This is a genomic window from uncultured Veillonella sp., from assembly GCF_963534045.1.
In the GTDB taxonomy this organism is placed as follows: Bacteria; Bacillota; Negativicutes; order Veillonellales; family Veillonellaceae; genus Veillonella.
The window spans coordinates 1-14,686 of record NZ_CAUSQT010000022.1 but is presented as its reverse complement, the minus strand read 5'-3'; the positions used below and the strand labels follow the sequence as shown (position 1 = coordinate 14,686).

Below are 14,686 nucleotides of genomic sequence, written 5' to 3'. Positions count from 1 at the left end.
GTGGCAGAACTAGTACAATTGTAATCATACTAAATTATATTATACTAAATCGATGTAATGAATGTAAAGAATCTAGGCCTTGTTAAAGTATTAAACACGAGATATAGCGCTTATTCTCACAAGGCTCCATAGAACCAAATAATTTCATAGATTACTCATACACCATCATTATACTATTTATTATAAAAATTTTATACAATCATATTTATTAAAATTTACATGATAAATATTTATTGTCTAAAAGGAGAGATTAAAATGAATATACAAAATAACAAAACACATAAAAAGACAACAGCCCTTCACCATAAACATTCATATAGAAAATTACGCCGTTGGGTGCTACCTGCAGTATTAGGTGCCGCCCTTTCTACATTGGCATTCCTTCCAACCTTTGCAGAAGACATACCAAATACTCCGCCAGCAGGAAATCCACCGATGAGTGCACCTAATGGTCCAGCTCCAAAAGCCGAAGCGAATCCTAATACTTTCACAGGTACTACTGTTGTAACAGAAAATAAATCTATTGCCCATGAATTGATGTCCAATACAACATCCGATCAAAATGCGTTCATCGGCAAACATAAAGCAGTCGTAAACATCGAAAACAGTGTATTCGATAAAACCGGCAATACGACAAGCGATGACAACAGTAATTTCCGTGGTCAAAACGCAGTAATCCTTGGCATCGATGGTAGTCAAATCAACATAAAGGGCAGCAATATTACATCCAATTCCAATGGTTCAAATGCAGTGTTTGCCACTGGTGAAGGTTCTATCATCAACGTAGAGAACACTAACATTCATACAAAAAGCGATTCCTCTCGCGGTTTAGACGCCACCTATAAAGGCACTGTGAATGGTAAAAACCTTACCATTACAACCGAAGGTGCTCACTCCGCTACGCTTGCCACAGACCGCGGCGAAGGCACAATCACAGCAGAGGCTGCAAAATTGATGACATCCGGCGAAGGTAGTCCTATCATTTACTCCACTGGGAACATCACAGCAGACTACATTACAGGTGAAGCTAAGAATAGTGAAATCGGCGTCGTAGAAGGTAAAAACTCTATTACCCTTACAAATTCTAATGTAACGGGGAATAAAGATAACGGATTCATGCTCTACCAAAGCTTCTCTGGCGATGCTGAAAGCGGTATTGCACGCCTCAAAGCCGAAAATAATACGCTCACATCTCACGCTACAGGCGCGTTCCTCTATGTAAACAACACTACTGCAGAGGTGGACCTTACTGGTAACTCCATTTCCACACCAAATACCACTACCTTAGTGAAAGCAGCGGCAGACAGCCGTTGGGGAAAAACTGGTGAAAACGGTGGTCACCTTACACTCCGTGCATCCAACCAAGCCTTAAACGGTAATATCGTAGCAGATGCCATCAGCACCATTGCACTAGACATGACAAATGGATCCAGCCTCGTTGGTGCTGTAAACACTGACAATACAGCAAAAGAAGTTACACTAAAACTCAGCAAAGACTCCTCTTGGACACTTACGGGCGACAGCTATGTAAAATCCTTAACAAACGAAGATATAACGGGCAGTAATATTCACTTGAATGGATATAAACTTGTTGTGGCTGATAAATAATATATAACATAAAAATAGTAAGGTAGAACTCGATAAACTAACTTCTACCTTACTATTTTTTATTATAACAACATTCTTAATTTTTTATAATACATATTATTAATCAAAAACATTCAAATAAATAATCTATCTCATCTAACTCCTTCTGTAAACTATTAGAAATCTCACTTTCTATAAACTCTTCTTTGATTCTAAAGATAAATCTAATATCTGTAAAAAGGTTTCCTATAGTATTTAGCAAACTACCAATATCAAGTTTGCAAAAATCTTTTGTTATTAATGTATTAATAACAGTACTAGAAGATGCAATCGAATTAGATATAAGAAGAATTTTTCGTGTCCGTACTTCATATAAGTCTTTAGATACTTCATCAGTATAAAATAAGCCATGTGTAAGTGTAATAATTATATCTATCACTTTAGAAATAACAAACGAAGCACCAATAATCTTCATATCGCGAGCTAAGCATAATGCATCATAATGTTCATCATATAATTTACTAGCAAAATTCTCATTAAAACTTGACAATAATGGAACTGGTAATCCCATTTTCGTAAAAATATCAGACTTATAATGTAGTGCTTGAGCAAAAATAGCTGCTGGCAAATTTAACTTATTTGCAAGGCACATATCATAGCACTCTTTAAACATCATTGTTAATGGAACCTGCTCAGCTGTAATTCTCATCTTCTTTTTAGAAGTTAATGGGTCCACTCTTGAAACTCGATGATTTGCAAACGAATTAAATGTAATACAATCAGTCAATATATTAGCTGTACCAAATAGCCACCCTAAAACAGGGTCATGACCCAAAGTATACATTCTATGCGCCTTCCCGCCCATATTTATTCCCAAATCTTTTGAACCAGCAGTTATATCGTATGGAGGTGTCTGATATAACATATTAATCCAATAGCCCGATTTATACCGTTTCTGAAATTTATCTCTAAAATTATTATTGGCTTCTCTATGTTCTGCTTCAATAGATTTATCATTATGAGCTAATCTATCATCAGGATTGAAACTATCACCATAACCAAATTTTTTTGAAACATATGGAAAAAGTAGTGTTTTTAATACCTGTAAAGCGGTTGCAATAACTAAAAATGATAAATCCGTTTTATTAAAAATACCAGTTTTATCTGAAAATTGTGCCTCAATCTTATTATATTCATTAAAAGACTGATTTATCTCAATATCAGACATAATATCTTCTAATACAATCTGCTTAGGGTCTCTAATATTTGCTTCAGCAAGAAGACTTTCCCAATCCTGAATTATGGGCCTATGATTTAATCTTCTATTATCCTTCTTATTATCAACTTCAATTGATAATTTCTTAATATCTTTCTTTTTTCCTAACTTTATTAATAATTCTTTCGTAGATTCTATATTTGAATCCGCTTTATTCCTTTGTTCAAAAAGTTCATGATTTTTAGATATAGTTTTTGATATATCTTGATTTAGTTTCAAAATACGATTTATAGCATACTCATCATCCGAATATCTAAATTGACTCAAATATAAACGTCTCCCTATTCCACATCAATTCCCAAATCATAACCCAAATCTTTAATAGCAGCTTTTAACAATTCATTTAATCCATTTAAATATTTAAGTCGCTCCTTATCGGCATCAGCTTCTTCTTTTAATGCTTTCATAATAGCTGTTTGCTTTGCTAAAGCATTTTTATAAACAATACTCTTTGCATCTCTTAATTTTTTATTTTTAATATGTGATGCTACCCCTACACCAATACCACCAAGAATTACAGCGGGTGCAGCCAGTACTGCTACTCCTGCAGCCATACCGCCGCCAACCAATGTCCCCGCGGCAGCTAGTCCACTAGTAATTCCAGCTGCACTTAGTCCAGCTACAGATCCACCAAAATATAATCCAGCAAAGCCTACCCCTGCACCAGCTCCAACACCCAATGCTCCAGCTGCTGTTTCCCCCAATGGAGAATTATTAATTGTCATGCTTTTATCATCAATTGCAGCTGAGGCTTCATTGATAACATTTTCTACAAATTTTAATGCATCTTGACTCTGAAATTTCATTTTATTTTTATCAGTAATATATTCACCCATAATATTTTGCTCCTCATCTGAACTAAACTTCCACAAAAGCAATATACAATTTATACAAAAGAGGTATCCTCAACATTAAATCTATTAAATAATATTATTGTTTACTAAGTTCCATTTTTCTATAGGCTGCGATGAGAATAGTACAAGGAATAATAACTCTATATGCTGGTCCTGCTATATCGTAAATAGACCATAATGCAGTTAATATTATACCTATCGGCCCCACTAAAATAGATAAACCTCTAGTAATCCCCGCATTTACAGCCAGACTTAACCCTCGACCTAAAATTGTTTTTGCAATTGCATTCACAATAATTAATGTAATTTTATAGGATGCAAACCCACCAGCTCTAAATACTTGAATTAACATAGAAGAGGTTATACCTCCAATAGAATTAAAATCGATATTATTAACATCATCCTTCAAGTCCGATAACAATGCAATTCGTTCAGATGGAGATAGTTTTTCCCACATATCTTTTATTATCGATTCCAATAATAATTCTTCCATAGTCTCAATTGAATCAGAAGAATAAAAATTAACTTTACATTGTTTTAATACTTTTTCTAAAATTTCTCTATATGTATTGGGGCCAGAAAAAATGCTAGTGATTGTATTACTACCAAAAGCTCGATATTCTTCTTCAATTCTATGCCAATATTTAGCATAATTTTTACCATACTGCTTATAATCTTCTGATACAGATAAAGTTTCTGTAATTCCACCCTTTTCAATCAACGTATCAACGAATACTTGTAATTGTTCCTCGGGCATTTGGGCCATAAATTCAAGATTTTGATCCATAAGAGCTCCTTTTACTTTAACAATCAGCTCTCTCTTAATTTAATCATGAATAATTCATGATTTACTCATGAACAAATTATAAATTATATCAAATTCTTAGTCAATGTCCACCTATTAAAACGTGTCAATTCTTCCACATATTTAAAGTACATATTTATTCTCATCAATTCTGAATTGAATAAAAAAATCCCCTATATACGCCAATAGCAACTCAACAAAAGAGGTTCAAAGAGGCATATATAGGAGATTTTTCTATATCTATATGAATTTGTAGAATGGATTCACTATTATCAGATCCATAGAATTAATCTTAGTAAAAATGGTTTCTCACTTTGGATTTCGCTACGCAAAATCTTATGCTCGGAACAAAGGGATGTGCGGACTTCATCCTCGCAAGTTTCTCTGCCGCCTCACACCCTACTTTTATTCCGCAAGTCCTTGTTCTCTTCCAATAATATCGGCAATTTCTTGACATAAGGATTGTAATTCTTCTTGATTAGGCCCTTCAGCCATAACGCGGATGAGTGGTTCTGTACCGGATGCACGTACGAGTACGCGACCTTCGTCACCAAGTTCACCTTCAGCTGTTACGATAGCAGCTTTGATGATATCGTTTTCTTCCCAACCTGTTTTTGTAGCAACGCGTACGTTTACAAGAACTTGTGGGTATTTTGTCATGATGCCAGCCAATTCAGAAAGTGGTTGGCCTTTTTCTTTTACAAGAGCTGCCACTTGAACCGCTGTTAACATGCCATCACCAGTTGTATTGTGATCAAGGAAGATAACATGGCCGGATTGTTCGCCACCAATGGAGAGGTCATGTTCACGCATGTATTCTAATACATAACGGTCACCAACGGCAGTGGAAACGGTTTTCATACCAAGTTCTTCAGCTGCTTTATGGAAGCCAATATTACTCATAACAGTACCAACTACAGTATCGCCTTTAAGTTTGCCCCCTTCTTTCAATTTAAGAGCACATAAAAGCATGATTTGGTCGCCATCGAGGACTTGACCTTTTTCGTCTACTAACAAGCAACGGTCTGCATCACCATCATTGGCAATGCCTAAATCAGCATGGTGTTGTTGAACAGCCACTTGCAATCCTTCAATATGGGTAGAACCACAATGATGATTGATGTTCAAACCATCTGGATTAACATTGATATTGATAACCTTTGCACCAAGGCCAGACAAGATTTCAGGACCTACGCTAGAAGCAGCGCCATTGGCACCATCATAAACGATAGTCATACCTTCGAGAGATGTATCGATTGTATGGCGAACAAAGTGCGCATAGTGGTGTGCAAGATTTGCATTATATTCTACACGACCAATGCCAGCGCCTGTAGGGCGAGGTAACTCATTATCTGCACTTTGACGTACATATACTTCTAATTGATCTTCTACTTCGTCTGGTAATTTAAAGCCACTACCATCAAAGAATTTAATACCATTATCTGGGAAGGGGTTATGAGATGCAGAAATAACAGCGCCCGCATCAAAGCCTTGTTGTTTTACTAGGTAGGCTACAGCAGGTGTAGGAATAACGCCAGCCATAACTACATTGCCGCCTACAGAACAAATACCAGATGCCAATGCACATTCCAACATGGAACCAGAGATACGCGTATCTCTACCGATTAAAAATGTAGGATGTTCTTTTACTTTACCAAAATGTGTTGCCGCTGCACGTCCCAAATGATATGCCAATTCAGGTGTTAAAAATTCATTAACAACGCCACGTACACCATCGGTACCAAATAATCGAGCCATATTTTCCTCCGTCTACAAACGAATGTATTTCAATCTATGTTGTGTGTATTATATCACACGAGTTTGTACAATTTATAAAATCCAGGTTGAAATTTCACCATAACACGTAAATTTATAAATCTATTGGTGAAAGTATCATTTATTAGGTCTTGCATACATACTCATGCACGCAATCGCTGTTTCTGCACCATCTAAGGCAGCACTCATGATACCGCCTGCATAACCAGCACCTTCCCCCATCGGATAGAAGCCGCCCACTGTAGTAGATACGCGATTATCGTCACGGCCCATACGAAGCGGTGAAGATGTGCGCGTTTCAACGCCGGTCATACAAATTTCAGGGTTATCAAAGCCTTTGATACGGCGTCCCCAATACGGTAAGGCCCGTTCTAAAACGGACGATACATAATCAGGCAAGCACTGGTGCAAATCGCAATCTACGATACGAGGTTCATAACTATGTATACTGCTTTCAACAGACGGCGCATCAGCCTGCCCTAAGAAAGAACCTACTGTTTGAGCCGGTGCATTAAAGTTTGACCCACCTAGTTCATAAGCCTTGCGTTCCCATTCTCGTTGAAAGGCCACGCCATCTAGAGGGTGTGTGCCAAAATCATCAGGGCCTACGTTCACGACGATAGCACTATTTGCAACGCCACTATCACGAGCATACAAGCTCATACCATTGGTTACAACACCGCCCGGTTCGGACGCAGATGCGACCACTTGCCCACCAGGACACATACAGAAGCTATAGGCCGTACGCCCCGATTCTTTATCATGATATACCAAGGAATACTCAGCAGCACCTAAACCTAGACTTCTTGGATCCACACCGTACTGAGATTGATCGATGACATCTTGAGGATGCTCAATGCGAACACCGATAGCAAATGGTTTAGCTATCATATCGATACCGCGTTTAAATAACATTTCATACGTATCTCGTGCACTATGACCTACACCAGATAAAACTAGAGTCGTATCAATACGTTCCGCACCATTCACCTCGATACCGACCACACGGTCCTGATCAACAAATACATCGGTTACCTTAGCTCCAAAGCGGACTTCGCCGCCCCATTCGATAATGCGCTCACGCATGGCTTTTACCATATGACGTAATTTATCTGTTCCTACGTGAGGTTTATGCTTGTATAGGATTTCTTCCGGTGCCCCGAATTCTACAAAGTATTTTGAAATTTCATGCAACCGCGGATGTGTGACGCGCGTAGTCAATTTACCATCAGAAAATGTACCGGCCCCACCTTCACCGAATTGAACATTCGATTCCGGTTTAAAGGTTCCCGTTTTCCAAAATGTTTCTACATCCTTCGCACGAGTATCTACATCTTGTCCCCGTTCTAACACGATAGGGCAATAGCCTTCACGGGCTAAGTAAAAGGCCGCCATCATACCTGCGGGACCAAAGCCCATCACAACAGGCCTATGTGCTAAAGGTCTGTCACCAATTACAATCGGTTCTGGATCCTCAGGTGTAAATAAGGTAACATCCTTTTGCTTGCCTAGTTTCTTGATGATTTTTTCTTCATGTTGAGCCTCTACAAATAGGGTGTACACAAATACAATATTAGGTTTCTTACGAGCATCAACAGCACGTCTTACCACATGAATTTTCTGTATATATCCCTTTAGTTGAGGGTATTTCTTTTCTACTATTTCCTCAATCGTAGCCTTTACGGTAACGGCTACGCGAAGATTTATTATTCTTATCATATCTATGCTTTTCTTTGTATATCCACTGTTACATGAACCGTAGTCATCTTACTAGTAAGGCCATCAGGAATTACTATATTATAGGTACCATCAATAGGTGCCGTAGCATTACTTATATCAATAGATTCCGTTTTAAGATCCGAAACAGAATCCACCATTTCTTCACGGCCTGTAATTGTTACTTGTACAGGCTTAATCGTAATACCTTTGACTTCATAGCCATCCGCTACTTGACCTACGGTTATTGCCGAAATAGGTACGGCTTTATCTTTTCTAAGTAAATTTAATTCATACTGTGCTTGACCTTGTGTTGGGCTAATATTTACATCGAGCACATTGCCCGCATTATCCCAAGCTTCTAAATCAGCAACAGCACTAAAGTTTTTAGTTTGTCCAGCCACATTAACCTTCATGACAACTCGTGTAGCAGCCATTACTTGTTGTTTGCGACCGGATACGGTAACTTCTTTTGGAATGACTGTGACCGATTTTAATGCTACATTATCCGGAATTTGTCCGATTGGCACAATTTCAACAGGTAATTTCTTTGACGCAAATTCATCAACATTAATCGTTACCGTATCAGGTTTAATCTCAACTATGTTCATCCCCGATGGTGGATTAAAATGGATAGTCACATTATTTTGACCCGTTGAAACCCCTGACGCATCTATATAGGCCTTAAGGTTTTCAGACTTCAAATTAATAATCGTATCGCGTGGCCCACTAAGCGTAACGCGTACATATTGAGGTGCATCCTCTATGATGTAATTAGCTGCCAAATTTTGCACCTGTACAGGCACCGTATAGGAAACCTCCATCACAGGATTTTGGTCGCGCATAATAAAAAACCACATGACGATGGCTGCCAACAATGAAAGTATTTTTGCAGGCCAGTTGCGTTTCAAATGAATCATCATTTCTTGCCACCCCATTTCCACATACTCGTAATATTTTGACGAGGTCTTTCCATAAATGTACGAAGGGCCTCTTTAATTTGATCTTCTGGTAAGTGACGATAAATATGTCCACCATAGGTATAAGAAATGACACCCGTTTCTTCGCTGACAACAACGACAACTGCATCTGTTTGTTCAGACAGACCGATAGCCGCGCGATGACGTGTACCAAGTTCGGTACTCAATGTACGGTCCTCGGTAAGCGGCAATAGACAACCTGCAGCCTGAATGCGGCCATTACGGATAATCATAGCCCCATCATGAAGAGGTGTACTAGGAACGAAAATATTTTTAATCAATTCCCGACTGAGTACAGCATCAACAATAATGCCTGTATCAATAAAGTCGTTTAAGCCTACCTCGCGTTCAAATACGATGAGGGCCCCTGTATGTTCACGAGACATAACGCGTGCAGCAGCCATCACTTCATTGATAGCCATGTCCATTTCTTCTTCGTTTACATTCTGTGCTTTACTAAAAATACGGCCACGCCCAAGTTGTTCTAAGGCACGACGTAGTTCCGGTTGGAACACGACAGGTAACGCAAAGAGGATAACGGTCATCCCTTGTTGGAGAATCCAGTTAATAACATACAGATTCATTACATGGCTTAAAACATTCAAAATAGCCAAAAATAATAACCCTTTCAACAAGGCTACAGCGCGTGTATCCTTTAAGAGTTTATACATATAATAAATACCGATAGCAACCGTCAAGATATCGATGAGATCAAGGATTCTAAAGGTATGTATGAGGGCTTCAAAATGCATATGTGCAACTCCTTATACAAAATAATAAGGTACAGCCATTACATTAGCTGTACCTTATATTTTATCGCATTTTATGAGCACTGTAAATTTAAAACGAAGTCATACATTCTGCGTTTTAATCCATACATCCATGCAACCGCCACAGACCATGCCTTCTTTTACGGCTATATCATCATTTAATTTTACTTCAATACGTCGATGTTGCTCCTTCTTCTTCATGGAATCAATAGCACTGAGGCGTATTTCATTTTCTGCGCGGCCACCGCCAATAGTGCCAAAAATAGATCCATCAGGAAATACAACCATCGAGGTACCTGCTTTACGAGGCGTAGAACCAGCCGTATGAAGAATTGTTGCCACTGCTAGTGTTTCATCTGTGCGTTGACTTAAATATTCTACAAACTCACGATTCATGACTTACAACTCTCTTTCTGCGTAAAAACTGACCTTGTTTACCTCGTACAACAGCAAGGTACTCACTGACGATAGATAAAGCAATTTCCTCTGGTGTTTGAGCACCTAAATCTAGACCAATAGGAGCATAGATCATATCGAGTTCCTCTTGCGTCCAACCTTTGGCTTTCAAATTTTCTAATGCATAATGAATGCGTTGTTGACTGCCCATAACACCCATATAAGTAGGCAGTTGATTTCTCAATTGTTCAAGGCATGTGTTATCGAATTCATGGGCTCTCGTAACGATAATAAATCCATTATATTCATCAAGAGGTAACTTATCTCTAAAATCATCCAAAGGCAAACATTTTCTTATTACACGCTCATCAAAGAATTCAGGCACCACATATTCAGGTCGATCATCAACAACAGTAGCACGACATCCGATAAATAATAATAAATCCGTAATGGCACGGCTTACATGGCCTGCCCCAAGGACAAGTACAGATGGATCCTTTTCAACAGGTTCAACAAAACATTCAGTGCTACCAAATACACATAAAGCATTCGGCTTGACTCTATTTAGTGTAAAGCCTTCTATAGCGTCACCATATAATATATCCCCATCCTGATTATAGATAGTTCTATCCCCTTGACGAGGCCCCGATAGGATGGTCACCAAAAATGTTGGCTCCGTCACCTGTAATCGGTCTTTCATAATATCATAAATGCTTTCCATCTTTATTCCTTTCATAGTCCCATGCAGTAACGGCCTCTAAGACACCGCCGCCAACAGCGAGGGATTTGTCAGAAATACTATAACAATGCGATTCCTCACAACGAGCATCCACATCAGCCAATTTAAAATGATCAGATACGATAAGTCCCGTTTTTAAAATGCCCCGTAATGTACCGGTAATCTTAGCCCGCACTGGTTCTTCATCAACATAACCAATCACTTCGTTAGCTTGTACCTCGTCACCAATATGACGTTTAGCTGTAAATACTCCTGCCTTTGGCGAATGAATCACCCGTTCATGTGTATAACCACCCACATTGCCAGGAATCCCCGTATTCGGTTGCGCTTCACCATCATAAATGCAGCGTCCTAAATTATGGCCACGCATAGTTTCGATGACTACATTCACATCGCGGCCAGCGCTAAATCCAGGACCTACACCAATAACAAAGGGTGCATCGAGTCTAGTAGTTCCTACATTCTTTTTAGCCAAAATGGCATCTACAACAACATCCGGATGCAGTTGATCTAATAACTCTTCATAGGACGATGTTACAACAGGAATCACACCTTGTGATAACGTATCCTGAATTTCACCGATACACACATGACGTGCAACCAACCGTTCAAGAATCATTTCACCGCAATGAACAGCATTACCATAACTCACCTCTCTGCGAATCATAGTAGGTATAGCAATTTCATTAACTACTACAGGGTACCCTGCACGTCTCAATCTATAAATTGCACCGGAAGCGATATCGCCGCCTCCGCGCACAAGTATTAAAGGCTTCATACACCCTCACTTTCACGATGTTGCAAATCGTTATAATCCTCTGGCGTATCTATATCAAATCCCCATTCAGGAATAATACTTACATATTCTACAAAATTTTGCCCCACACCACGAATGATCGTTCGTCCACCTTGATCACCCTCGATGTGTTGCAAGTCCTCAAACCAATGGGCACCAAATAAAACTGGATTACCAGGATGTTGAGTTGTTCCATATTTAGGTACTACGATTGTCCTATTTGTTTCATCCCTATGCTGTTGAAAGCTAGTAATGAGTTGTTCAACAACCATTGGATTCAATAACGGTTGATCAGACACAGAGCAAATAATACCATCTAAAGCTCGTGTGCCAAATTCATTCATCAAGTATTTCACGCCTAATGCGATGGATGTACCTTGACCTAAATCAGAACATTCGTTATGAATAATGAAAAATCCATAACTGCTAGCAATATGGTCAATATCATGGTTCCCACCTGTAACGACAACCAGGGGATAGGTTTCTAAACTCCAAGAAGGATTAGTTCGTTTCCATCCAATTTGTAATGCATGACATACAGCATCAAGAATCGTCTTTCCGCGCCACGGAAGTAATTGCTTATTTGTTCCCATTCGTCGAGACTGACCTGCGGCTAACAAAACAAGGCCAATACGAGGTATTTCTCGTGAAAGGGCGCCCCCTAAGGGAGCGCTTTCACCTGTCTTATATTCCATTTTGCTACCTAGCGACATTGAATAATACGACGAATTTCACAACTAGCCTTATACCCATCAGCCAACACAATGGCCGTGATATCACTATCTACCACATGACTTATGAAATCATCAATAATACGGTGTTGTACCGTGTCATAACCCGTGCAGAACAAGATTTTCTTGCCCTTACTATATTGGAATAGCCCTTGTTTATGAAGCACGATTTGAGCAAGCATATGAGGTGTTACAATGGCACCTTCTTCGCGATGTACAATGGATTGAACTAATTCTAAATTATGTACATGATCTTCATCAAGGGATGCGCCCAGCATTTGAAGGTTCACCACCCCTATAGTCGTCTTTGTTTGACTTGGGATAACAGGTTCCGTATGTTTTGGTGCCTTAAGCCATTTCTCTTTGGCTCCATCCGCTTCAACAACGATTTGCCAGTTTGGATGTAACGCACTAAGGCCATCTATGCTTTCACAATCTACAGCATCAACCTTAGTTCGTGTAATACCATTAAACCAGGCACCACAATAACCTTGTTGAATACGTTTTGTACAATATTCATCAACATCGTTGATATCCTTTGTATAAATAGGTTCATATTGAGCCACTTGTGATTCATACAACTGTGTTGTAGTCGTCACTACGATAGGTTGTCCTTGCAACCGACCATACTCGACTAGCTTAGATAAGACCGTTGTTTTGCCGCCAGCCCCAACCAATGCGACAATGCCAGGTTGGATAAGACGATTCCAGTACTGCGTTTGTGATGTCATAGCACGAGGCCCCCTTTAGGAATGTAGAAATAGTTATACTTTATATTTCTCGTCCATCCCCATAAATACCTTCTCTGGTGTCATAGGTAATGTACGAATATCCGCACCAACTGCATTTTTTACAGCATGTTGTATTGCGGGACAAGCTGTATTAATAACAATTTCACCGATGGATTTAACACCATATGCACCACTTTCCTCATATGATTCAACAAAGGCTGTATGTAATTCACCAATATCTTGACGTGTAGGAATTTTATAGGTCATAAAATTATTAGTTTCTAAACGACCATTACTAGAGTATCTAACGTCTTCATACAAAGCCATACCAATAGCTTGTACTGCGCCGCCTTCAACCTGTACACGCGCTAATTTAGGATTCACAACGGTTCCACAGTCTACACAATTATACATATGTAACGGTATAATTTGTCCCGTTTGTTTATCTACCTTAACTTCAGCGATAGAAGCCATGAATGGTGGTGGCGATGTATGACTACCCCATGTTGCGAACCCCGTTAATTGTTCGGATGTAGTTCCGACTAATAGCTTAGGCGCTAATTCTTGAACGGACATTTTCTTTGTACCGTCCTTAGTCGTACCTACTAAGCCATCAAAATCAATATCTTCTGGTTTAACATCCATAAATTGGGCTAGTTTATTGATTATCTTTTCTCGCAATTCTTCAGCCGCCATCTTCGCAGCTGTACCCGTTACATAAGTCGTACTCGATGCGTATGAACCTGGATCAAATGGTACGATATCCGTATCAGATTCGACAACCGTCATAGATTCCATCGGACAACCAAGAGCTTCACAAGCCATTTGTGTAAGAATTGTATTAGCCCCCATCCCCATATCGGAAGAGCCCGTATACAATGTGTAGTTACCATCATCGCCAAGACGAATTTCTACGGATGCTACATCGATATTAGCAACACCGGACCCTTGTAAAGCAAGAGCCATCCCCAAACCGCCGCGATAGCGCTCATCAATGTCCCAACTATGAGGACGCTCATCCCAACGAGCCATTTCCTTAACCTTATTTACAGTTTCTTGGAATAGGCCAGAATCCATGATTTCATCAGAATCATATACTAAACTGCGTTCACCGGCAGCAATCAAATTCTTTTGACGAAGTTCCGCTGGGTCGATTCCCATTTCGTCCGCCAAACGGTTTACTGCACATTCTAAAGGCCACAAAGCCTCTGTAGCGCCATAACCACGGAAGGCTCCGCCCGGCGTATGGTTCATGTAAACCCCTTCGGTGCCATAGTGTACTGCTTTTGCCTTGTTATACAATGGAACAGACTTATGTTCCCCCGCTGTGGTTGTCGTAAAGCAGTGAGTTGCATGGGCACCTGCATCGGTAATGGAATCCATGTCAATAACTTGGATAATGCCATCCTTGGTAGCCCCTACGCGGATATACCATTCACGAGCATGACGTGTAGTAGAACAAGTTTGTGCTTCCGTTCTATCATATAGTAAATAACATGGCTTTTGTAATTTCCATGTTACAAATGCTG

Annotated in this window: 14 protein-coding genes; 1 reads left to right on the top strand and 13 read right to left on the bottom strand. The window is 39.5% G+C overall.

The genetic code is table 11. The annotated features are described in order from the left end of the window. The first annotated feature begins 255 nt into the window (after positions 1-255). Positions 256-1,608, top strand: a complete 1,353-nt coding sequence (locus tag RYP29_RS05255; RefSeq protein WP_311532554.1) for a hypothetical protein — start codon at positions 256-258, stop codon at positions 1,606-1,608. Between the two features lie 103 nt (positions 1,609-1,711). Here the strand turns inward: RYP29_RS05255 and RYP29_RS05250 are convergent, their stop codons facing one another. From RYP29_RS05250 to RYP29_RS05190, 13 genes are all read right to left on the bottom strand, one after another. Continuing rightward, positions 1,712-3,130, bottom strand: a complete 1,419-nt coding sequence (locus RYP29_RS05250; RefSeq protein ID WP_009661831.1) for a hypothetical protein — start codon at positions 3,128-3,130, stop codon at positions 1,712-1,714. Positions 3,131-3,144: 14 nt separating this feature from the next. Next, complete coding sequence (locus RYP29_RS05245) at positions 3,145-3,699, bottom strand: hypothetical protein (protein ID WP_009661775.1); 555 nt, start codon at positions 3,697-3,699, stop codon at positions 3,145-3,147. Positions 3,700-3,793: 94 nt separating this feature from the next. Continuing rightward, on the bottom strand, positions 3,794-4,504 hold the full coding sequence (locus RYP29_RS05240; protein WP_009661727.1) for a YaaW family protein: 711 nt from the start codon (positions 4,502-4,504) through the stop codon (positions 3,794-3,796). Positions 4,505-4,927: 423 nt separating this feature from the next. Further along, entirely contained in the window at positions 4,928-6,280 is a 1,353-nt protein-coding gene (glmM, locus tag RYP29_RS05235) for a phosphoglucosamine mutase (RefSeq protein ID WP_311532553.1), read from the bottom strand. A 135-nt stretch (positions 6,281-6,415) separates the two neighbouring features. Continuing rightward, positions 6,416-8,017 carry an FAD-dependent protein gene (locus tag RYP29_RS05230; RefSeq protein ID WP_311532552.1) on the bottom strand — a complete coding sequence of 534 codons (1,602 nt, stop codon included), beginning with the start codon at positions 8,015-8,017 and terminating at the stop codon, positions 6,416-6,418. 2 nt (positions 8,018-8,019) lie between these two features. Next, positions 8,020-8,937: a CdaR family protein gene (locus tag RYP29_RS05225; RefSeq protein WP_311532564.1), complete on the bottom strand. Its 918-nt coding sequence runs from the start codon at positions 8,935-8,937 to the stop codon at positions 8,020-8,022. Continuing rightward, positions 8,934-9,746 carry a diadenylate cyclase CdaA gene (cdaA, locus tag RYP29_RS05220; protein WP_005375475.1) on the bottom strand — a complete coding sequence of 271 codons (813 nt, stop codon included), beginning with the start codon at positions 9,744-9,746 and terminating at the stop codon, positions 8,934-8,936. Before cdaA ends, RYP29_RS05225 begins: the two co-directional genes overlap by 4 nt. Before the next feature lie 99 nt (positions 9,747-9,845). Continuing rightward, a complete protein-coding gene (locus tag RYP29_RS05215) occupies positions 9,846-10,160 on the bottom strand; it encodes an XdhC family protein (RefSeq protein ID WP_005375396.1) in 315 nt (104 codons plus the stop codon). Further along, positions 10,150-10,881, bottom strand: a complete 732-nt coding sequence (locus tag RYP29_RS05210; RefSeq protein WP_311532551.1) for an XdhC family protein — start codon at positions 10,879-10,881, stop codon at positions 10,150-10,152. The genes RYP29_RS05215 and RYP29_RS05210 overlap by 11 nt, the downstream gene beginning before the upstream one ends. Then, entirely contained in the window at positions 10,865-11,677 is an 813-nt protein-coding gene (yqeB, locus tag RYP29_RS05205) for a selenium-dependent molybdenum cofactor biosynthesis protein YqeB (RefSeq protein WP_005379523.1), read from the bottom strand. The genes RYP29_RS05210 and yqeB overlap by 17 nt, the downstream gene beginning before the upstream one ends. Continuing rightward, positions 11,674-12,390: a nucleotidyltransferase family protein gene (locus tag RYP29_RS05200; protein WP_311532550.1), complete on the bottom strand. Its 717-nt coding sequence runs from the start codon at positions 12,388-12,390 to the stop codon at positions 11,674-11,676. The genes yqeB and RYP29_RS05200 overlap by 4 nt, the downstream gene beginning before the upstream one ends. Positions 12,391-12,398: 8 nt before the next feature. Further along, the gene (yqeC, locus tag RYP29_RS05195) at positions 12,399-13,157 is read right to left on the bottom strand and encodes a selenium cofactor biosynthesis protein YqeC (RefSeq protein ID WP_005382104.1); all 759 of its coding nucleotides are present in this window, start codon (positions 13,155-13,157) and stop codon (positions 12,399-12,401) included. A 33-nt stretch (positions 13,158-13,190) separates the two neighbouring features. After that, a partial coding sequence (locus RYP29_RS05190; protein WP_311532549.1) for a molybdopterin cofactor-binding domain-containing protein occupies positions 13,191-14,686 on the bottom strand: 1,496 nt, incomplete at its 5' end.